This window comes from Cupriavidus sp. SIMBA_020 (assembly GCF_046535395.1).
Classification (GTDB): Bacteria; Pseudomonadota; Gammaproteobacteria; order Burkholderiales; family Burkholderiaceae; genus Cupriavidus; species Cupriavidus campinensis.
The window spans coordinates 324,914-346,570 of sequence record NZ_JAWRWU010000003.1 but is presented as its reverse complement, the minus strand read 5'-3'; the positions used below and the strand labels follow the sequence as shown (position 1 = coordinate 346,570).

16 protein-coding genes and 1 pseudogene are annotated in these 21,657 nt (G+C 67.4%); 3 read left to right on the top strand and 14 right to left on the bottom strand.

The features are described from left to right. Window positions 1-303: 303 nt before the first annotated feature. Complete coding sequence (locus SB751_RS08500; protein ID WP_144198622.1) at window positions 304-1,293, bottom strand: Bug family tripartite tricarboxylate transporter substrate binding protein; 990 nt, start codon at window positions 1,291-1,293, stop codon at window positions 304-306. Window positions 1,294-1,504: 211 nt separating this feature from the next. Next, window positions 1,505-2,293: an HpcH/HpaI aldolase family protein gene (locus tag SB751_RS08495; RefSeq protein WP_144198625.1), complete on the bottom strand. Its 789-nt coding sequence runs from the start codon at window positions 2,291-2,293 to the stop codon at window positions 1,505-1,507. 118 nt (window positions 2,294-2,411) lie between these two features. Here SB751_RS08495 and SB751_RS08490 point away from each other — a divergent pair, with 118 nt between their 5' ends. After that, window positions 2,412-3,350 (top strand): LysR family transcriptional regulator, encoded by a 939-nt coding sequence (locus SB751_RS08490; protein ID WP_144198628.1) that lies wholly within the window; start codon window positions 2,412-2,414, stop codon window positions 3,348-3,350. 45 nt (window positions 3,351-3,395) lie between these two features. On the opposite strand, the gene SB751_RS08485 is transcribed toward SB751_RS08490, so the two are convergent. The 6 genes and pseudogenes from SB751_RS08485 to SB751_RS08460 form a co-directional block, all read right to left on the bottom strand. Then, complete coding sequence (locus tag SB751_RS08485) at window positions 3,396-4,430, bottom strand: hypothetical protein (RefSeq protein ID WP_144198631.1); 1,035 nt, start codon at window positions 4,428-4,430, stop codon at window positions 3,396-3,398. Window positions 4,431-4,617: 187 nt separating this feature from the next. Then, entirely contained in the window at window positions 4,618-8,487 is a 3,870-nt protein-coding gene (locus SB751_RS08480) for an autotransporter domain-containing protein (protein WP_410747938.1), read from the bottom strand. Between the two features lie 265 nt (window positions 8,488-8,752). After that, window positions 8,753-9,838, bottom strand: a complete 1,086-nt coding sequence (locus SB751_RS08475) for an alpha/beta hydrolase (RefSeq protein WP_144198637.1) — start codon at window positions 9,836-9,838, stop codon at window positions 8,753-8,755. Between the two features lie 9 nt (window positions 9,839-9,847). Further along, window positions 9,848-10,440: pseudogene (locus SB751_RS08470) on the bottom strand (aldo/keto reductase). Window positions 10,441-10,467: 27 nt separating this feature from the next. After that, window positions 10,468-11,283, bottom strand: coding sequence for a cupin domain-containing carboxymuconolactone decarboxylase family protein (locus tag SB751_RS08465; RefSeq protein ID WP_250025795.1), 816 nt, complete (start codon window positions 11,281-11,283; stop codon window positions 10,468-10,470). 17 nt (window positions 11,284-11,300) lie between these two features. Further along, the gene (locus SB751_RS08460) at window positions 11,301-12,281 is read right to left on the bottom strand and encodes an aldo/keto reductase (RefSeq protein ID WP_144198643.1); all 981 of its coding nucleotides are present in this window, start codon (window positions 12,279-12,281) and stop codon (window positions 11,301-11,303) included. A 129-nt stretch (window positions 12,282-12,410) separates the two neighbouring features. Here SB751_RS08460 and SB751_RS08455 point away from each other — a divergent pair, with 129 nt between their 5' ends. Continuing rightward, window positions 12,411-13,385 (top strand): LysR family transcriptional regulator, encoded by a 975-nt coding sequence (locus SB751_RS08455; RefSeq protein ID WP_410747937.1) that lies wholly within the window; start codon window positions 12,411-12,413, stop codon window positions 13,383-13,385. A gap of 15 nt (window positions 13,386-13,400) precedes the next feature. Here SB751_RS08455 and SB751_RS08450 read toward each other — a convergent pair whose 3' ends face one another. Genes SB751_RS08450 through SB751_RS08430 form a run of 5 tightly spaced genes read right to left on the bottom strand, consistent with a single transcriptional unit; the run spans window position 13,401 to window position 19,544 of the window. Further along, window positions 13,401-14,219 carry an enoyl-CoA hydratase gene (locus SB751_RS08450; protein WP_144198648.1) on the bottom strand — a complete coding sequence of 273 codons (819 nt, stop codon included), beginning with the start codon at window positions 14,217-14,219 and terminating at the stop codon, window positions 13,401-13,403. A 25-nt stretch (window positions 14,220-14,244) separates the two neighbouring features. Continuing rightward, window positions 14,245-15,660, bottom strand: coding sequence for an aldehyde dehydrogenase family protein (locus SB751_RS08445; RefSeq protein WP_211942975.1), 1,416 nt, complete (start codon window positions 15,658-15,660; stop codon window positions 14,245-14,247). After that, a complete protein-coding gene (locus SB751_RS08440) occupies window positions 15,657-16,427 on the bottom strand; it encodes an enoyl-CoA hydratase/isomerase family protein (RefSeq protein WP_410747936.1) in 771 nt (256 codons plus the stop codon). The genes SB751_RS08445 and SB751_RS08440 overlap by 4 nt, the downstream gene beginning before the upstream one ends. A 2-nt stretch (window positions 16,428-16,429) precedes the next feature. Further along, the gene (locus tag SB751_RS08435; RefSeq protein ID WP_244844621.1) at window positions 16,430-18,520 is read right to left on the bottom strand and encodes an acetate--CoA ligase family protein; all 2,091 of its coding nucleotides are present in this window, start codon (window positions 18,518-18,520) and stop codon (window positions 16,430-16,432) included. Further along, window positions 18,513-19,544 (bottom strand): Bug family tripartite tricarboxylate transporter substrate binding protein, encoded by a 1,032-nt coding sequence (locus tag SB751_RS08430; RefSeq protein WP_410747935.1) that lies wholly within the window; start codon window positions 19,542-19,544, stop codon window positions 18,513-18,515. Before SB751_RS08430 ends, SB751_RS08435 begins: the two co-directional genes overlap by 8 nt. Before the next feature lie 127 nt (window positions 19,545-19,671). Here SB751_RS08430 and SB751_RS08425 point away from each other — a divergent pair, with 127 nt between their 5' ends. Continuing rightward, complete coding sequence (locus SB751_RS08425; protein WP_144198663.1) at window positions 19,672-20,580, top strand: LysR family transcriptional regulator; 909 nt, start codon at window positions 19,672-19,674, stop codon at window positions 20,578-20,580. Window positions 20,581-20,722: 142 nt separating this feature from the next. On the opposite strand, the gene SB751_RS08420 is transcribed toward SB751_RS08425, so the two are convergent. Further along, complete coding sequence (locus SB751_RS08420; protein ID WP_092293593.1) at window positions 20,723-21,589, bottom strand: LysR substrate-binding domain-containing protein; 867 nt, start codon at window positions 21,587-21,589, stop codon at window positions 20,723-20,725. Window positions 21,590-21,657: the final 68 nt, after the last annotated feature.

Below are 21,657 nucleotides of genomic sequence, written 5' to 3'. Positions count from 1 at the left end.
CACAGCGAGGAAAGTCCTCTGCACCAAATTCAAGTCACTTGAATGCTATGCAACAGACGTGCCAAGGGGCAACGAGCAATAACCCGTAGGACTTTTGGGGGGAATGAGAGGGAAGATGCCGCGCGACGGCGCCAGAGCAGGGGCCGTGCGGGGCATTTCGGTGCATGACTTGCTTTTTCGGTGCATGGGCGGGGGGAGCCCGTCACGCGTCAATGGATGTCCGCCGACGCCCGATCGCCGTATCGGCACTGCGCATAGCCTTGAAATACTCGGGCGTGAAGAAGGAATCAGGTGCCGTCTCGCTCATTCCGGCACCACCCCGGCCGCCTGGATGATCTTGCCCCACTTGGCGACTTCCGCCCGCTGGAACGCGGCGAACGCGGCTGCCGGCTTGCCCTCCGGCTCCACGCCAAGCGCGCGCAGGCGCTGTTGCACGGCGGGCGTCGCGACGACCGCCGCGATCTCGGTGGCGAGCCGGTCGACAATCGGCTTCGGTGTGCCCGCTGGCGCGAAAATGCCCTGCCAGGACTGCATCTCGAAACCCTTCAGCCCCTGCTCCGCCAGCGGCCGGACGCCGGGCAGGCTCGGCAGCGGGTGCGCCGACGTCACGCCGATCGCGCGCACGCGCTTGCCGTCGAGCATGGGCTTGGCGGCGGCAACCGTCTCAAACACCATGTCGATCTGGCCGCCGATCAGGTCCGTCATCGCCGCGGCCCCGCCCTTGTAGGAGATCTGCTGCAGGCGCGTACCCGTAATGCTCTGGAACAACTGGCCCGACAGCTGCTGCGAGCTGCCCGGCCCCGCCGTGCCGAACGTCAACGCGCCGGGCTTGGCCTTCAAGGCAGCGACGATCTGGTCGACTGACTGGTACTGGCTCTCGTTCGACACCACCAGCACGTTGCTGACCGTACCCACAAGGTTCACCGCCACGAAGTCCTTGACCGGGTCATAGCCAAGCTTCTTGTAGAAGAACGGGTTGACGGCGTGCGTGGTAATGGTGCCGCCCATGATGGTGTAGCCGTCGGGCTCGGCACGGGACACGAATTGCGTGCCCAGGATGCCCGATACGCCAGGCTTGTTGTCGATGACGACCGGCTGTCCCAAGCGCTGCGACAGGCCTTCGGCAACAATGCGGGCGGTGGCATCCGACACCCCGCCCGGCGAGAACGGCACCACGTACTTGATCGGCTTGCTCGGCCAGGTATCGGCCCGCACGCCCGGCGCGGCCATGACGAGCGAGAGCCCGCCGATTGCCAGGGCCGCGCGCAACGCGCAGCGATTCACGAATCTCATGTCTTGTCTCCAGTTTTTATAGGAATGTCCCGCTTCAACAGAGCGGGCGTCCACCATCGACAGAAATCACCACGCCAGTCGTGACAGGCATGGCACCTGCCGCAGCCAACACCATGGTGGCGACCTCCTCGGGATGCGCCAGGCGTCCGAGTGGCGTGAGCCGCGCCTGCATTTCCCGCCACGCCGGGTCCTGGCCCGGTGCCGGGCCGAGCTAGTAGCGCAGCGTCGGCGCCGGCATGTCGTGGGGCTGCGCCGCCTGCCGGAAAGCCTGCGTGATCAACGTGGTGGCAACCGTGGCGAAGTAGCGCGCGCCGAACTGGCCGTAGCGCTGCTCGTCCTCGGCGCCCAGCGCGATGATTCCGGCGCACTTGCCCTGGCCATCGACGGCACGCAGCGCTTGCTCGATGGCCGCTGCCACGGCCGGCGACTTCCAGTCGTTGCCGTAGCCCATGGCGTGTGACAGGTCGTTGGGGCCAACGAATACCGCGTCGATCCCGTCCACTGCCGCAATTTCCGCTGCGTTGGCCACGCCTTCGGGGGTCTCGATCATGGCGATCAATGCCACACCCTCGTTGCTGCGGCTGGTGTGCGGGACGCCGGGAAAGGCGCCATAGCCAGCCGCGCGACTGCTGAAAGCACTGCCGCGCCGGCCGATGGCGGGGTATCGGACGCGCTGTACAAGGTCGCGCGCCTCATCGGCAGTCTCGATCATTGGCACCTGGACGCCGCTGGCACCCATGTCCAGCACACGCGCGATATCGCCAAGAAAGCAGCGCACCACGGGAATGATCCCGCTGGCGCGCGCCGCGCGCAGCATGTGCTCGGTCGTCTCGAAACCGGCCGCGCCATGCTCGTTGTCGATAATGACGAAGGCAAACCCCGCGTAGGCGCACATCTCCACGATGGCCGGGCTGGGCAATGCGGTAAAGACGCCGCGGAGCGGGGCGCCGCTGCGCAGCAGCGCAGGCAGGCGGTCGTCGATGGGGTGTTGGATGGTCATGTCTCGCGCTGTTGTTCTGGTCTCCCACCCTTGATGGCGGCTGGGTGAAGACATTCTGCGTACTCGCGAGTTATATTTCCAATATTACTTCTGTATCTGACTTATACAACTCCTGTATATGTACACCCCCCTCGAACTCCGCGTGCTGACCTCGTTTCTCGTCCTGGCTGACGAGCTCAATTTCACACGCGCCGCGCGGCGCCTGAACATGACCCAGCCACCACTCAGCCTGCAGATCAAGCAACTGGAGGCGCAGATCGGTGCCCAGCTGTTCGAGCGCAACAAGCGCAGCGTGCGACTGACGCCGGCAGGCCAGGTCCTGCGGGCCGAGGCGGGGAAACTATTCGACATCGAGCACCGCGCGCGGCAAATGGTGACCCAGGCCGATCGCGGCGAGAACGTCGGACACCTTGGCATCGGCCTGACCGCGATCTCCGCCATCGAACTGGTTCCAGACATCCTGCGGCAGTTCTCGGCGCACGTGCCCGGCGTCCTGTACTCGCTGCGCGAGACCAGCTCCGAAGCGATGATCCAGTCGCTTTTGGGGAACGAACTCGATGTGGCGATCCTGCGGCCGCCAGTCACCGATTCCCGCCTGCAGGCGCGACGCCTGATGTCGGAGCCTTATGTCCTGGCCGCACCCGCCAGCCATCCCCTGGCCGGAAAGTCCAGTGTCAATGCGCGTGACCTCGATGGCCAAAGCCTTGCCACGCTCGAACGGCGCTACGGCCAGTATGCGCACGACCTGATGATGACCTGGCTGGCGGAGCACAGTGTGGTGCCATCGTGCATGCACGACGGGGCGCGCCACCACGCCATGATGTCGATGGTGGCAGCCGGCGTGGCGGTGTCGCTGGTACCCGCCTCGGCCGCTGCGCAGCCGGTCAAGGGCGTGGTCTATCGACGGATCGCCAATCGGGATGTGCCGACCCTGGAGCTTTGGATCGCCTTCCACAAGGAAATCGGCAATCCGCTGACCCGGCCGTTCGTCGAACAGGCGGTGGAGATCGCCGCTCGCTACAGGGTTGATCAGCGGTGCTTCACCGGCCAGGTATGAGTCGGTTTTCTTTTCGGAGACTGCCCGTTGCGCCGCGAGCCGCCCCTACAGGTAACGTTCGGCTTCTTCCAGCAGCCGCATGCGCGTCAGCATGACGGCTCGTGGAATTCGTACCAGCAGAAAGGTTCTTGTGGCGGGCGGGTCGCCGGGGATACTGGCAGTGGTGAACTCGAGCGCGTCACTTGGCGACATGCTGTCCTCGCCCGTGACGACATTCATCCGGCTCAGTCTGATATGACGGCGTTCGATGAAAAAATAGGATTTCGCGTCGGAAAACGTCGTCTGCAAGGAGAGCAACTGAGATTCCAGGGCGTTGACCGAATCCTTCGACACTGACGCAGTGCGCGCATTGGCATCGCCCTCGGCAAGCTGCGCCCGCAACCGCGCCTGCTCGTCGGGGTCCGGTGCCGCCGCGCCGCCGAGCATCGCGCGCATGCCCACGCCCTCCCCCTCCCCCTCCAGGAACCGCAACCGCTTGCCGAGCAACGCCATCTCCTGCAAGCGCCGGTCGCGGCCGACACCGCCGGCCGCCGCGCTCGCCAGGCCCTGCAAGGCGAGCTGGTCCAGCATGCGGCCCTCGATCTGCCGGCAGAGTGCGGGCTTGTCGCGCCCACACAAGCGCACCTGGTGGTCACTGAAATTGACGATCGTCTGCAGCACATCGGTCCGCATGACATCCCCTTCCAGACCCACGCCCAGCGTGCGCTTTTCAGTCATGTCCATACCGAGCACGGCGAACGCCTCCGTTGCATCCGGCGATGTCTCGAAGAATTGCTGCAGATCGGCTGAGCGACTGAAGATCAACTGAACATCATGGGGCGTGCCGAAGCACGCGTGAACGTAGGGGTCCGTTGCCCACGCCTGCGGACTGGCCTCCCGGGGCGCAGGGATGCCGGCGATCAGCGTGCGCACGTAGTCGAGTGCCGTGCCGAGGTGTGGCGCCAGCCTTTGCGCATAGCGCGGCAGCAATCGAAGCCGCGGACTCAGCCGGCAAATTTCCTGGGCCAGCGCCTCCAGCTCCCTGCTGCTGTGCGGGCTGGCACGTCTGCGGCCGTTCAGTCGCCAGTTCAAGATCCCCATGCACAATGCTCCGCTGACATGCGACGCGTACGCGCCGAGTCATCCGGCGCGATGTCCTGAAAGCCTAGGACAAAAGGTCGCGCAGCGCTTGCGCTGCATCAACGTCAGCGTCAACGTCAACGTCGGGCGACGATGGCCCTGGTCCTGCAGTGTGACGAACCGGCCTCCGCGCTGGTACGCCCCGGCCCTAGAACCGCCACCGCAATCCCACCGTCCCGGTATGGTCCTGGTTGCCGCCGCCAAACTGGCCGGTATAGCGCAAGCCGAGCGTGGCCGTGGGCGAGATGGCGAGATCGGCGCGCAGTTCGGCCAGGGCCGCGTTCTGGGCAATCGGGGCGCCCGTCACCGTGAACGGCTGGCTGCCGTCGAAGGCCAGCGTGGTAGCCGGGCGTACGTCGCCGAACGCGTGGCGCCAGCCCGCCCCGACGTAGAACGCCGCGTCGGTGCCGCCAAACTGGACCCGTACGCTGGTGCGCAGGCCGAGCGTGGTGGTGGTCAGCGTGTTGCTGTCACCCGGGCTGTGCAGGGCCGCCGAGCCGCCCGTCTCCGCGAAGCTGCGCATGCGTGTATCGCTCCATGCCACGCCGGCATACGGTTCGAGCTGGGTTGCTGCCGATAGCGGCATGGCGAAGCCGGCTTCCGTGAAGACCTGCGCCGTGCTGGCGTGATAGCTGGCCGTCAGCGACTGGACCGTGCTGCCGCCAAGGCTGGCCTGCCGGTCGGTGTCGGCGTCGTGCCAGCTATAGGCGGTGCCGAACAGCCATTTGAGCTTGCCGCCGCCGAGCGCGAACGCGCGGCCGCCATAGAGCGTGGCGCTGAAGGAATCGGTGATGGCGCGTGAGGACCGTTCGCTCACGCGCAGCGTGCTGTTGGCGTAGCCGAACGCCCCGCCGATGCGCCAGTCTTGCCCCACCGCCCCGTCGCCGCCCAGATAGAAGCCGCCGGTCTGCTGGCGCACGCGCGCCACATCGGCGCTCCCGTGGAAGGTCTGCCAGTTACCCAGCACCTCCACCCACAGCGGCTGGGCGGCGGAAATGGGCAGGGCTGCGGCCGGCAGGGGGCCGCCTAGCTGGGCGATGGGCGCGCCAGGCAGCATGCCGGCGGACAGGCTGTCGTTCAAATGCGCCAGCGGCAGCGCCCGTGCGCCACCTGCCAGGGTCATCAGACCCGTGGCCACGCTGGCGTGGGCCTCCCCGGAGAGACTGTCGAAGACGGCCGGCGGCGCGCCCTGGGGCAACGTCACCACGGCTTCGTGCACAGGGTTGCTGTCCGGCAGGGTCTCCAGTGCGTTGGCCACGGCACGCTGGTTGCCGGTGACCGCGGCGTCGGCAAAGCGCATGGGCCGTGGGGTGCCTCCGCCGGTCCCGCCACCCGTGCCGCCACCCGTGCCCGGATCGACCGGCGAGACAGGGTCCGTCACGTCCTTGCGCGTAAGTGCCAGGGTGACCTCGTTGGCGCCATAGGTCAGCGTCGGGTCAAGGAACGCGTAGTTCGAGCTGACCGACGCAAAGCGGCCCTGCACCGTCCCGGCCGTCAGGATGCTGTAGCGGCGCGTGGACGCGAAATTGCCGTCGGGGCCGACATGGATCACCGCCCCGCCGAGCGTGGCCGTACCGCTCACCGCCACGCGGTCGCTGGCCGACGAGGCCGGGTCGGCTTCCACGCGATAGGTTGAACCGGCGGCCAGCATCAGGTCGCCGTTGACGGTCAGCGTACCGACGGAATTGCCCGGTGCCAGCGTGCCGCCCGATGCAATCACGGTACTGCCCACGCTGCCAGCGCCGCCCAGCGTGGCGCCGTTGTTCACTGTGACCGCGCCGGCCACGCTACCGTTCACGGCCAGCGTGCCGGCGTTCACCTGCGTCGCACCGGTATAGGTATTCGTGCCGCTCAGCGTCAGCGTGCCGGCGCCGATCTTGATCAGTCCGCCGCCGGTGCCGCCACCGGCACCGCCATCCTCGATCGTGCCGCTCACGGTGGTGGAGGTATTGTTGCCGCCCACGGTCAAGACGTTCTGGCCGAGCTGGAAGCGCCCCGCTCCCGCGATAGCGCCGGCGGTGATCCGGTGGTCGAAGGCCGGACCGGATGTGCCCGAGAAATCGACCCAGCCCCCCGCATCCGTCACCAGCGAGGCGTTGCCGGCGGTACTCCAGCCCCAGAACTCGGTGTAGCTGCCGCTGCGGGTGGTGACCTGGCTGTTACCGCCGGTGCTGCCCTCCTGGAACGACATCACGCCGCCGTTGTTGACGATCGTCGCATTGGCGGCCGTGCTGCTGCCGAGCAGATACGTGAACCCGCCGAGGTTCGTCACCTGGGCATTGCCGAGCGTGCCGGCGCCGTACAGGTTGATGTAGCCGGACCGATTGACGACCTGCCGGCCGCCCAGGTCGAAGCCGCCGTTCAGGCGCAGCGTTGCGCCGCCATCGACACTGACCGCACCACTGCCCAGCGCGCCGTTGACGTTGGCGATCAGCATGCCGGCGTTGACCTGCGTGCCGCCGGCGTAGGGGTTCACGGCGTTCAGTTCGAGCGTGGCGTTGCCGGTCTTGGTCAGGCCGCCGGGGCCGTCGATGACGCCGTTGTGCGTCAAGGTGCCATTCGTGACCTCGAAGGTGCCGCCGCCCGCGCCGAGCGTGGTGGCGCGCGCGGTGGTCATGGCGGCGGTGGTCCGCAGCGTGCCGCCGTTCAGACCGAGCGTGCCGGCTGCCGCACCGAGGTTGGCGTCCGAGGCAATCGCCAGCGTGCCGCCCAGGATTTGCCAGCTCGAGATGCCCGTGTTGCTGCCGGCCAGGGTCCAGACCGACGCACCGATTTTCTCGAAATGCTCGAAGCCACGATACAGGCCGGCGTTGCCGATGCCGCCGGTCAGCGTGAAAGCGCCGGTGTCGCCAGCCAGCGCGAAGGTGTCGTCGGTGCCATAGGCCTCGATGCTCCCCACGACGCTGTTGCCCCAGAACTCGAAACGGTTCGTGCCGCTGAAAAACTGGACAGCCGCCACGCCGGGGCCGCCTGCTACGATGGTCCCCTTGTTGACGATGGTCAGGTTGCTGCCGCGCACGCCCACGCCGGAGGCCCCCGTAGTGCCGTTCGCGGCCTGCGAAGCGTTGTAGTTCATGCCGCCCACGCCACCGGCGCCACCCGCCCCACCCGCGATCGTGCCCTCGTTCAGCAGCGTGGAGCCGCCGGCCAGTTCCATGCCGTTGCCGCCCCTGCCGCCGTTGCCGCCCAGGCTGCCGTAGTAATCGTAGACGCCGTCGCCGCCGTTGCCCCCGGCCCCGCCATTGCCACCCGCCACCACGGCATTTGCTTCGATATGTACCGTGGCCGCGCTGGTCACCGCCATGCCGACACCGCCGTCGCCGCCGTTGCCGGCGCCCTGGAGGCTCGCGATCGGCTTCGACCCGCCGCCATTCCCGCCATTGCCGCCCCAGCCGCCGGCCACCCGGCCGCCCGCCTTCACCACGATCTCGGCACCGCCCGCGTGGCTCAGGCCGTACCCGCCTTCGCCGCCGCCGCCGCCACCCCCCTGATACGCAGGCGGCAAAAACGAGCCGTCATTGCCTCCGTTGCCACCTTTGCCGCCGTTGCCGCCGAACACGCCGCCGGAGATGGTGGTCGGCACGGCGCCCGTCACCATGCCATCCGCGCCACCCCCGCCGCCGCCGCCACCGCCGCCTGTGAGCAAGGCATTGTCGAAGTTACCGTCGCCACCGTTGCCGCCGAACTGGCCTGGCGCGGTACCCGCTGCGCCCGCCAGCCCCTGCGGCGTTGCCTGGGACGCGTTGATGCCGCCCGCCCCACCGGCCGCGTAGCGCGCGCCGCCCCCGCCACCAGTGCCGTCGCCATCGGGCACGGTCAGTCCACTCTGGCCAGCCTGGCCCGAAGTGAAGCCGCCCACCCCGCCCGGCAGGTTAAGGCTGTAGCCCCCGACGCCACCGTTGCCGCCAGCGGCCTGCGCCGACGACGCGGAAAGGGACATCATGAGGATGGCAACCGCGCCGGCAATGGCGCGCAGGCACGGCTGTTCACCGGCGGCGAGGCTCGAATGTCTTGTCATGTGGATTTGCGGCCGGCCAGGCCGGCGACCCTATTCCCTGCGCGGCGGCCAGCGGCTTGCCGGCAATGCGCACGCTTTCATTGTTTTAATGTGCGGGCGGGCGCCCGTGCGAACCTCAGTGGCGTCGGCGAGAAGCCGAAACGGCGCACGAGACTGGCCCCCTCGGGGTGGGATTTTCGCAATTCTGCGGCGGGAAAGATACGCCGGCGTGGCATGAAAGGCCCCGATGACACATTCCGTGTCACTTTTGAGACACTCGGCTTGCTTAGTCGAGTTCCGCTCTCGAAAGAAACGCCTGCATCTGTTCTGCGACCTGGAGATTGTTCAAGTCGGAAAATGGGAAATGCGTGTTGCCGCGTATCCCCACGTCCGGCAGGTGCACCAGCTTCGCGTCGCCACCATGGCGATTGACGGCATCGACCCACAGCCTTGCCATGGCCAGCCGCACGCGCCAGTTGTCCAATCCAGGATCGCTGCTGGGCTCGGTCGGAATGTTGTCGCCGTAGTAGATGACGATCGGAATCCGCGTCAGCGCCTGGAACTGGTCCATCGTCACCGCCGTTCCGGCCAACGGTCCGGTCAGGCTGGACATCGTCGCGGGCACCTCTCCTTCCGGAAACACGAAACCGCTGCCGGGTTCGAAGGACACCACGGCACGGATGGCCGGATTCCGCATCGCCGCCTGCCACCCCAGCCCGCCGCTGTAGGAATGTGTGATCAGGATGCCGGGGCCGATGCGCTGGAACAGTGCCGACACGGCATCCACAGCCACCTTGTTATCCAATGGCCCCGTATCCGGCACCATTTGCCGGAAGTACTGGTTCAGCGCTTCCGGATCCTTCGAGAACTGCACGCCGGGATAGAAGTTCGGCCAGGCGCCCAGGCGGAACATGTTGAACCAGCGTTGCTCGTCCGGTTCCGCGGCGATCCGCGCAGCCACCGTGCTGCGGCCGGCGCCACCCCGGCGCGGTTGGTCGATCAGGTACACGGGGAAGCGGCGGCGCACAAAGATTGTCTGGAACCCTTCGCGGCCGTCGGGTGTGGTCTCCCAGGTCTTCGAGAACTCGCCAAAGCCGTGCCACATGACCAGGGGCAGCTTTCGCGGATTCACGGGGATCTGGTACACCACGCGCGCGTGGTCGCCATGCAGCGTCTGCCCGTCCGGACCGGCCTTGCCGAGCGCATAGGTACCTGGGCTCTGCACGACCGTACCGCCGACCGCGAAGCTGCCTTGGGACTGGAGCACGATCGGCGCAGACGCGTCCGTCGAGTCTGTCGCATGGGGCACTGCGCATGCGCCAAGGAGGGCCGCGCAGATCAGCGGCAAGATTCGTAGGGATTGTCGAAGCATGTCGCTGCCTTAGAGACCGAGCTTGCGCTCGCTCATCCACTTGACGATCTCTGGGTCGCGGTGCGAGAAAAAACTGCTCGTGCCGGTTTCCAGCGTGGAAATGGCCTGCATGTCATCGTCCGACAGGGCAAAGTCGAAGATGGCGAGGTTCTCCTCCATGCGCGCCTTGCGCACGGACTTCGCCAGCGCCACGATATTGCGCTGGACCAGCCAGCGCAGCACCACTTGCCCGACCGTCTTGCCGTGCCGCGCAGCGATGGCCAGCAGCACCTCATTCACGAAGAGGTTGTTTCGACCTTCCGCGAACGGCGCCCAAGCCTCCGCCTGCACGCCCAGCTCGCGCATGAAATCCACGCTTTCTGCTTGTTGGTGGAACGGATTGACCTCGATCTGGTTGACGGCCGGCGCAATCTCGTTGAACGCGTGGATGTCCATCAGGCGATCTGGCTATTGCGATAGGAGGCGGCGGTATCGATCAGGCGATAGCCGGCCTGCACGGCATCGACGACACAGCGCTCGCATTCGGACGCATCGGCGATCTGGAAAACACCGTAGCCGAGGATCGGCATCTTGACGCCGTTGTTCAGGGTTACTTCCTGCATGATTGGCTCCTGTTTCGGTCTGTGCCTTTACTGCGGCTTCCTGTTGAAGACTTCCTTGGCCACGTCAGCCGCCGTCACGGCGCTGGGCCAGCCAGCATAGAACGCGAGATGGGTCAGCGCCTCCACCAGCTCGGCCTCGCTCAGGCCATTCTGCCGGGCCAGCGCCAGATGCGAGCGTAGTTGATCCGGGCGATTCATGGCGATCAGTGCGCTGACAGTGACCAGGCTGCGGTCGCGCCGCGAGAGGCCGGGCCGGGCCCACACATCGCCGAACAGCACATCGTCGGTCAATTGGGCCAGCTTGGGCGCCACGTCGCCGAAGCGCTGCTGTGCCACGGAGGGGCCTTGTGCCAGCGGCTTGGCGGCGGCCGTGCCCGTGCCGTACTGAGCGTCGCTGACCTGCTCGAGCCAGTCCACGGTCTTGCCGTCCTGCGCTTCCTGGATGGCGATATGGGTCATCGGGCTGCCGGGCGCGGCACCGTGCCAGTGCTTCGTGTGGGGCGGGATGCGCACCACATCGCCCGGCCGGATCTCCTCGATGGCCCCGCCCCAGCGTTGGATACGGCCAACGCCGGCGGTGACGATCAGCGTCTGGCCCAGCGGATGGGTATGCCACGCGGTGCGGGCGCCGGGGGAGAACGTCACCGACCCGGCTGACGTGCGGTCAGGTCCGGCGGGCGTGAACAGCATCTCCACCTTGACGCTCCCCGTAAAGTTCTGCGCTGGCGCCGCCTGGGCCTGGCGCGATGCCGCGCGGGAAATCTGCAACTCGGGTTCCGCCGCGGCGGCGCCGTCCAGCATGGACAACGCGAGGGTGGCAATGGCAAAAGGCTTCAGCATCATTGGGGGGGCTCCTGTGTTCAACGGCCCACGCGGGCTTGCAGCGCGGCGGGATAACGGTCGCCGTGGACCTGGATCTGCGCAAGGGCAAGCTGGATCTGGCGCAATTCGTCACCAGACAGCGCCAGGTCAGCCGCGCCGAGGTTCTCTTCCAGCCGGTGCAGCTTGGTCGTGCCCGGGATGGGGACGATCCACGGGCGCTGCGCCAGCAGCCAGGCCAGCGCCACCTGCGCCGGGGTGGCGCCCTTGTCCCTGGCGATGACGCCCAGCGCATCGATCAAGGCCTGATTGGCCTGCCGCGCCTCCGGCGTGAAACGCGGGACGATGTTGCGGAAATCGTCCTTGGCGAAGCTGGTGTTCTGGTCGATGGCGCCGGTGAGAAAGCCCTTCCCCAGCGGGCTGAACGGCACGAAGCCGATGCCCAGTTCGTCGAGCGTGGGCAGGATCTCGTGCTCGGGCGCACGCCACCACATCGAATATTCGCTCTGGAGGGCTGCCACCGGCTGCACGGCATGGGCACGCCGGATCGCCTCGACCCCAGCCTCGGACAGGCCGAAGTGCCGCACCTTGCCCTCGGCTATCAGGTCCTTCACCGCGCCGGCCACGTCCTCCATCGGCACTTGCGGATCGGTGCGATGCTGGTACAGCAGGTCGATGCGGTCAGTTCGCAGGCGTTTCAGCGAGGTTTCCACCACGGCGCGAATGCGCTCGGGGCGGCTGTCGAGACCCTTCTTCGAATCACCGTCCTGGAAGCCGAACTTGGTGGCGATGACCACCTGGTCGCGCATGGGCTGCAAGGCTTCGCCCACCATCTCCTCGTTCAGGGCGCCGTAGGCTTCGGCGGTATCGAAGAAGGTGACCCCGCGCGCGAAGGCGTCACGGATCAGTTCAACCCCAGCGGCACGGTCCAGCCCGGGACCGTAGCCAAAGCTCAGGCCCATGCAGCCAAAGCCCAGGGCGGAGACCTCCAGGCCGGAACGGCCGAGTTGTCGTTTGTTCATGATGCGCTCCTGTCCGGTGGAATACAGCCTCCGACTGTAAAGCGCGACGTCTCAACCTACTAGCCCTCGCCGGCTTGCATGAGTAACAAGAAAAACTTGATAATCGGCAGGCATCCGAGGGAATAGACCATGCCGATCAACGAGTTCCGCGCCATTGCCATGTTCGCCAAAGCGGTGGAAATGGGCAGTATCCGCCGCGCCGCGTTTGCGCAGGGCGTCAGCCCCCAAGCGGCGAGCCAGGCCATCGCGCAACTGGAGCAGCACCTTGGGGTGCGCCTGCTCCACCGCACGACCCGCAACCTCGCACTGACCGAGGACGGGCAGCGCCTGCTCGAGAACACCCAGCCGGCCATCGCGGCACTGGACCGGGCGCTGTCCATGGCCCGGGAGGCCAAGGACGAGATTGCCGGCCCGCTGCGCATCGTGGGCCCGAAGTCGTGCTTCGCGGCGATCCTCATGCCGGTGCTCGATGCCTTCTGTCGCAGCCATCCCGGCATCCAGCCGGATGTCCAGCTCGACGATGGCATCGGCAACTGGGTGCTGGACCGCATGGATGTCGGCTTCCGGATCGGGGCGTCGCCCAGCGAGGGTGTGATTGGCCGCCAGTTGTTCCCGCTCCAGATGATGGTCTGCGCCGCACCTGCCTACCTGGCCAGGTACGGCATCCCCGCCACGCTGGATGACCTGGTGAACCACCGCTGCAGCGTCTTCCGGCGGCCGGCCACCGGCGCGGTGGCGCCCTGGTATCTGACTGTCGATGGCAAGCTGGAGCATCGCCCAGTGTCGCCCGCCTTCTCCACGAACGACGCCGAACTGGAATTGCAGGCGGTACTGGCAGGACACGCGCTCGGGCAACTGGCGAACTATTCGGCGGCGCCCCACATCCGTGCCGGCCGCCTGGTTCCCGTGCTGTTACCGCATATCAGCGCCCATATGGGCCTGCACATCTACTACGGCAGCCGCGCCGCCCAGCCGAAGCGCGTGCGCGCCTTTATCGAACATGCCATCCATCACTTGCTGGACTGCCCGGATGTTGTGCTGTCCGGCCAGGAACTCGAGATGGCTTTGCAGGGCTGGCGCGAACGCCGCGATGCCGCTCGCTGAGGCGGCGGCCTTCCGTCACCGGCCGGAGAACCGGGCGGGCCTGCGCTCGATGAAATGCGCCACGCCTTCCGTAAAGTCCTCGCTCTGGATGCTTTCGAACATCTCGGCGTTGGCAAGGCGCGTGGCCTCGGCCAATGACTGGAACGGCTGCTCCCACAGCTGGCGCTTCATCACGCGGATGGAGCGGGGCGAAACGTTCTCGGCCAGGTCGTCGGCGTAGTCGAGCGTGGTTGCCATGAGGGCGTCCGCATCGACCACACGGTCAACCAGGCCGATCCGCAGCGCCTCGTCGGCCAGCACCTTGCGCGCCGAATACAGCAGGTCAGCCGCATGACCGGGGCCGACCACGCGCGGCAGCAGCCAGGAGATACCGTGCTCGGCGATCAGGCCCCTGCGCGCGAACGCGCTGCTGAATGCGGCGTTGGCGCCGGCAAAGCGCATGTCGCAGTACAGCGCGAACACCAGCCCCAGCCCCGCTGCCGCGCCATTGATGGCCGCGATCACGGGCTTGCGCATGGCCGGAAAGTAGCCGTAGCGCGTCTGGTAGTCGGCGCGCCGGTTCATGTCGAACGGGCGCATCCACTGGGCGGCGCGGATATCGCCCGGCGGCAGCACTTCGAGCTCGTTGATGTCCATGCCGGCGCAGAAGCCCTTGCCGGCCCCGGTCAGCACCACCACGCGCACGTTGTCGTCGCGATCGACGGCCTCCATGGCGTCGCGCAGCTCGGCCTCCATGACCTTGGTCAGCGCATTGAGCTTGTCCGGCCGGTTCAGGGTGACCACGGCGATCCGCTCGCTCTTCCCCGCGCGAGCAACGGTAACCTGACTGTACATATTGCGACTCCTTTCGATGTCGTGATTAGGGAAGCTGAACGGCTCTCGGCTCCAGGAACTCCTCGAGCCCATACACCCCGCCTTCCCGCCCCACACCGGACATGCCGAAGCCGCCGAACGGTGCGGCGGGATTGAACCGGGCGCCGTTGACGTCCACCTGCCCGGCCCGCAGGGCGTTGGCAACCGCTTCGCCGGCCCTGTCATCGGCAGCCCAGACTGCGGCGGCCAGCCCATAGCGCGTGCCGTTGGCCAGGGCGATGGCCTCGTCGACGCTGTCGTAGCACAGCACCGCCAGCACCGGCCCGAAGACCTCCTCGTTCGCCAGCCGGCTCTCGGGGGCGACGTTGCCGTAGATGGTCGGCGCGACGAAATAGCCGGTTGCCGGCACCGGCGCATCGGGGCCGCCGGCGATCCGGTCGAAGCCTGCCTGCTCCGCTTGGGCGATATGCGCCTGTACGCGCTGACGCTGCACAGCCGACAGCAAGGGACCGATCCGGGTGTCGCCCTCGGCGGGATCGCCGAGTTTCATCGCGGCCACGGCCTCCGCCAGCAGTGACCGGCATCGCGGGTAATCCTCGCGTGCAACGATCAGCCGGGTGGTCGCGCTGCAGGTCTGCCCCGAATTGAGGAAACATGAACTGACCGTCGCCTTGACCGCCCTGGCGAGATCCGCGCCCGGCAGCACCACAGCCGCCGACTTGCCACCCAGTTCCATCGACACGCGCTTCATATCGCCGGCCGCCTGCGCAGCGACCTTGCGACCCACCGCCGTCGAGCCGGTGAACGACACCATCTGGATATCGGCATGCGCTACCAGCGCCTCGCCCACCTCCGCGCCCCCCAGCACGAGATTGAGCACGCCGGGCGGCAGTTGCGCCTGCTCGCAGGCGGCCATCAGCCGCTCGGTCACCGCCGGGGCCAGCTCGGAGGGCTTCAAGACCACCGTGCAGCCGGCCAGCAGCGCCGGCGCCAGCTTGGCCGTGATCTGATGCAGCGGGTAATTCCACGGCGTAATGGCGGCCACCACCCCGACCGGTGCCAGCGTCACGCGGGAATTGCCGATCGTGCGGACAAAGGCGAACGTATCGGCCAGCGCCGCCGTGGCGCGCCACGCGGCGATTGGCGCATCCACCTGGATGCGGCGCGACAGCTTCAGCGGCATGCCGACTTCGCGCGAGATCTCAGTGGCCAGTTCCGCCGCACAGCCTTCCAGCGCGTCGGCCAGCGCGAGCAGGTATGGCGCCCGCCCGGCTGCGCCCAGCGCCTGCCAGCCTGGCTGCGCCCGCGCGGCAGCCGCCACGGCTGCGGCCACATCTTCCGCACTGCCGAGGCTCACCTCGCCCAGCGGCGCTTCGGTCGACGAATCATGGATGCGCACTGACGCGCTGGCGCGTATCGGGCGACGTGCGCCGTCTATATAGTGTTGGGTCCACTGCTTCACTGCGACTCCCTTGTGTTGCGTTTTTCGAGGAACGCAGCCATCACGCGCTGCGGTTCACCGTCGGCATAGCATTCAAGCTGCGCGCGGATGCCGGCGACACAGGCCTCATCGAAACCCGGCTGCGTCATCGCGCGGAAGCGCTGCTTGGACAGGCGTACGGCGGTGGGCGGCAGCGCCGCGAGCGACCTGGCCTGGGCGAGTGCCTGCGACATCAGTTCGGCCTCGCCGCAAAGCGCGGTCACCAGGCCAATGTCGAAGGCGCGCTGGCCATTGACCAGTTCACCCGAGAGCGACATCTGCACGTTGTGGGTGTGCCCCACATCCAGCGTCATCAGATAAGACCCGACGATGCTCGCCAGCCCCGCCTTGACCTCGGGCTGCCCCCAGCGGCTGTCGGCAGTGGCGAGCCGCCAGTCCGCGCACAGCGCCAGTTGGAAGCCCGCGCCTGCGGCCACCCCCCGCACGGCGGCCACGCAGGGCTTGTCCAGGTCGCGGACGGCCTGGTACATCGCCCGCTGCCGGTTCAGCCAGGGCACGAGCTGCTGCCAGGTCACCGTGGCCGCCTCATCAAGATCCTGCCCGGCGCAGAAGGCCCGCTCGCCGGCACCGGCCAGCACCACGGCGCGCACCGAAGGGTCGGTGTTGAGCCGGCCCAGCGTTTCGATAAGCTCGCCGCGCAGGACGTCGTTGACCGCGTTCATGCGTGTCGGCCGGTTCAGCGTGACGATGGCGATGTCGCGATCGTGTTCAACGCGTACGGTTTGCATTGTCAATTCCCCTTGAGTTCCACCACGGCATCGACCGCCATGACCCCTTGGCCGGCCGCCATCACCATCAGCGGGTTGATATCGACCGAGACCAGCGCAGTGCGATGACGCAGTGCCCAGTCGCCGAGCGCGACAGCGGACGCCGCCAGGGCATCCAGATCGAGCGCCGGAATGTCCCGATAGCCATCGAACAACGGTGCCAGACGCAGCCGCGCGCAGGCCGCCTTGACGTCTTCGGCCGTGAACGGCGCCAGCAGTGTCACGACATCCTTGCGGAGTTCAAGCAGCGTGCCGCCCTCGCCGATCATGACCAGCGGCCCGAACAGGGGATCGACCGAAACGCCCAGCGCAAATTCATGCCGGCCCTTGACCATGGCCCCCACGACCACCCGTGGCGATGCCACGCCGAGCCGCTGTAGCGTATCGAGGCAGTCCTGCGCGGCCCGGGCCACGCTCGCGGCATCGGTGAGCCGAAGGTGCACGAGGCCATGCTCGCTCTTGTGCGGGATATCTGCCGCACAGCCCTTGACCACCACGGGCGTCCCGCCGAGCGCCTTGAACGCGGCCAGCGCCGCCTCCACGCTGTCACACAGCCGGTGCGGCACGGCCGGCACGCCAGCTTCGGCGAGCAAGGCCAGGCTGTGGGCCTCGTCCTGCAAGCCGCTGCCGTCGAGCCGCTTCGCATCGGGCCAGCCCGGCGTGGGCGCCCCCTTGGCCAGCCGCTGGTGCGCGGCGTACTGGGCGAGCGCGCCAATGGCATCGGCCTCGGTGACGAATGCCGGCACGCCATGCCGCTCGAAGACCTCGCGGACGGATTGCTGCGGCGCGCTGACCACCAGCGGCTTGGCCCGGTCCGCGCTGAAGGCCGCGGCGTCGCGGGCCAGCGCCTCGACGTCGTAGCCGGGGCCTGCCACCGGGATGCCGACCATCACCATGTCGGCCTGCGGATCGGCGCCCAGCGCATGGAGTACACGCGGGAACATGTCGCCCTTGCCCAGCAACGCCGCCGTCATGTCGAGCGGATTGCTGGCCGTACCGAACTCGGGCAGGATCCCGCCCAGTTCGCGCAGCGTTGCCGGCTGGAGTTCGGTCAGCGGCAGATCGTGCCGTTCGGCCAGGTCGGCCGCCATCACGCCCACCGCGCCGCTATGGCTCATCACCACCGTGCGGCCCTGCCCCGGCTGGCGCTGCTGCAAGTACAGCGGCACCGCACGGACCAGTTCGCCGATGTCGCGCGCACGCCATATGCCGTGCCGGGCCAGGAACGCATCGATGGCAGCATCGTTGCCGACCAACGCACCGGTATGCGAGGCTGCCGCCTTTGCGCCGCGCTGGCTGTTGCCGGCCTTGATCGCCACGATGCTGGCGCCGCGCGCTCGCGCCACCTGCGCCGCATGGGCAAGCTGGGCCGGGTCGGACACCGATTCGAGATAGACCAGGATCAGCCGCACGTAGGGGTCCGCCGCCACGGCGGCTGTCATCGTGCAGGCGTCGAGATCGGCGTCGTTACCGGTTGCCACCAGGTAGCGCACGCCGTAGCCGGCCTGGCGCAGCAGCGCATAAGGCATGACGCTCGCCGCGCCGCTCTGGCTGATGATCGCGATCGGGCCGTCCTGGGGCGCCACCTCCATGAACATCGTCGAGAAATTGAGCACCGCGCCGTTGGCGAAGTTGGCCGTGCCTTGCGCGTTCGGGCCCACCACCCGCATGCCGCTGGCATTGGCCACCGTCACAAGCTCCTGCTGCCGCTGGCGCCCCGCCTCGCCCGTTTCGGCAAAACCGGACGCCATGATGACGGCGGCCTTGACGCCCGCCGCGCCGCACTGGCGCACCTGCTCTAGCGTGGCATCGCCGGACACGGCAATCACGACGGCGTCCGGCGTCTTGCCGATTGCATCGAGCGTGGGGTAGGCCCGATAGCCCTGGATGACCTCGCGCGCCGGGTTGACCGGAAACACCTCGCCCGCGTAGCCGAAGGCGCGCATGTAGTGGATCGGACGCCCGCCCACCTTGTTGGGGTTGTCCGAGGCGCCGATCACGGCCACCGAGGCCGGCGAGAACAGCGCGTTGAACGTTGCGGAGGTCTCAGTCAAGGGTCGCTCCCGATGCCTTGACCACCGGCGACCACTTGCCCGCGTCATGCTCGATCATCTTCGAGAAGTCAGCCGGCGTACCCGGTAGCGGCCGGGCGCCCAGCGCGGCGAGCTGGCTCTGCACGTCAGCCTGCACCAGCACGGCCTGTAATTCGCTGTTAAGGCGGCGGATCACGTCTGGGGGGGTGCCCTTCGGTGCCGACAGGCCGAACCAGATCGTCACGTCGAAGCCCGGCAGTCCCCCCCCCGCAATCGTCGGCACCTTGGGCAGCGCTTCCGAACGCGTCGCGCCGGTCACGCCAAGCGCCTTGACCTTGCCGGTGGAGATGTACTGCACCTGGCTCGATACGGTGTCGAACATCATCGAGATGCGGCCGCCCAGCAAATCGGTGAACGCCGCCGCCGAGCCCTTGTACGGCACATGGACGATATCGATGCCCGCCATCGACTTGAACAACTCGCCGGACAAGTGGTTGGAGCTGCCGTTACCGGCCGAGCCGAAGGTCAGCGCGCCCGGCTTCTGCCTGGCCAGCGCCACCAGTTCCTTGACGTTGCTGACCGGCAGGCTTTTCGGTACCACCAGCACGTTGACCGTGGAGGCCACCGAGCCCACGGCATCGAACGACTTGAGCGGGTCCACCTTCAGCGAGCGGTAGAGCCACGGGTTGATCGCCATGGTGCCGGTGGTGGAAAAGAACAGCGTGTAGCCGTCGGGGGCTGCCTGTGCGGCGGCCTCGGTGGCGATGGTGCCGCCGGCCCCGCCACGGTTGTCGATCACCACGGGCTGTCCGAGTTGCTGCGACAGGTGCTGGCCAATCAGCCGCGCCATGGCGTCCGTGGGTCCGCCGGCCGGAAACGGCACCACCAGGCGGATCGGCTTGGCGGGATAGCCGGTGGCGGCGGTAGTGGCGGCGGTAGCGGTAGCGGCGGCGCTAAAGCCGACCAGGGCGGCCGGGGCGGCCGCCACCAGCAAGGCGCAAAACGGCCGCCGGAATGCGCGAAGCGCAGCGGAAAAGCACGGCATGTTGTCTCCATTTATGTCGTAAGCCCTCTCTGCGGTGAGGGATGACCTCAGTGTATGGAGTCCTGGTCCAACGCAAAAGAGTATGATCAGCGATATCTGATATCGACTTTTTAGATGGATCGACGGCGTGAACCTGAAACAGCTAGAAACCGTGGCGCTGGTGGCGGAAGTGGGCTCGCTGTCACGTGCGGCGCGCTCGCTGGGGATTGCCCAGTCGCTGGTCAGCCGCGCCATTGCCCAGATCGAGGCGGAATGGGGCGACCGGATCTTCGAACGGACCGGCCGGGGTGTGGTGTTATCGGAATTCGGCCAGCGGATCTTCCCGCATGTCCAGTTGCTGCTGGCCCAGTCGGCCCGGCTGCGCGACGAGGTCAAGGACGCCTCGGGCGTACCGTTCGGGCAGGTCAGGATCGGGGTGCTGCCGTCCATGGCGCCACGCCTGATACCCACATTGTTCGAGAATCTGCGCGCCACGGCGCCGGGTGTCCGGCTGCGCGTGGCCGAGGGGTTCAGCGGACAACTCGACGAGGAACTGGAATCGGGCCATCTGGACCTGGCGGTCATCAATCGCTATGGGCCCGGGCCCCGCCAGGGAGAAGACGTGCTTGCGGAGGTGGCCACTTATCTGATCTGCGCGCCCGGGCATCCGCTCGCCGGGGTGCCGACGGTGCCGTTCCGCAAGCTCGATGGCCTGCCGCTGGTCCTGCCACCGGCCCCGAACGGGCTGCGATCGATTCTCGACCAGCATGCGCGCCAGCTAGGCGTCTCGCTGGACGTGGCACTGGAAGTCGAATCGCTGAATACGATGAAGGAGGTTGCGCTTGCGGGTGGCGCGCTGACTATCCTTCCGATCCTCGCCGTGGATCACGAAGTGGCCGCCGGGCGCCTGTCCGCCGTCGAGATTGTCGAGCCGAGCTTGCCACGGACCATTGCCCTGGGCGTCACGCGGCATCATCCGCTGTCCCGGGCGGCACGACTCGTTCTTGCCCGACTGCATGAGTTGGTGCCTGAGGTGGCAAGCCACCCGCATGGCTAGTGGCCCCCTGCCGCAAGTCAGAACGTCCCCATCGACAGATAACGATAGTCAGTCTTCTTCGTTGGCATGCCCGCGCCGCGCGCCTACGATGATGCCTTCCTCATTCCGGCACCGGCGGCACCGCCGGAGTCGCGGGTAGCGGTCACGCGCTGACCAGCCCGCGCTGCAGGGCTGTTTTGAGCATCGAGAAGACATGACGCGCGACGGGATTGACCGCATTGGGACGTGCCCAAAGGTAATAGGTGACATCGGGCAGCCGCGGCAGGCCGTCGGCCTCGCCAAGGATGCGCATGTCCGCCGCCAGCAGGTCGATGCTGCGCGCGGTAATCCCCAGCCCGCCGCGCAGCGCCGCCTTGATGCCGATCAGGCTGGGCGCCAGATACGCAATGCGCCACGGCACGCCGGCCTGCGTCAAGGCTTCGAGCGACAGCTTGCGGAACAGGCTCGGCTCGTCGGCCAGGATCAATGGCACCGCCGTACCACGCTCGTAGACAAAATCCGCCGAACAGACCCAGATCGTCGGCGTGGTCCGCAACACGATGCCGTCGAGCGTATTGTCCTCGCGCGTGGAAACGGTCAGGTCGATCTCCCCGCGCCGCAGCGAATCCATCAGGAACGGGCTGCGCCCCACGTGGATCTCCAGCCGCAGGGCCGGCGAGGATCGCGCGATGTGCGACAGCAGCCCCGGCAGGATGGTGTCGGCCACGTCATGCGGCGCGCCGATGCGCAGGGAGCCGGTCAGGTCGCCCTCGCGCAGCATGCGCAGGGCTTCGTCGTTGATGGTCAGCAACTGCCGCGCGTACTCCAGCAGCTTCTTGCCGTGCCGCGTCAGGTGCTTGCCACGCCCCTGGCGCTCGAACAACGGCAGCCCGATCTGCTCCTCCAGCCGCTGCATCTGCTGGGTCACGGCCGATTGCGTGCGCTGCACGGTTTCGGCGGCCGCGCCAAAGGTCTCGTGGTCGGCAATGGCCACCAGGGTACGCAGCAAGTCCAGGTCAAGATTACGCATTCATTAGATCCGCTAATGGATTTTCGTTGCGCATTAAGTGGTTTTCAGGACAGGTGTTCATTACAGTG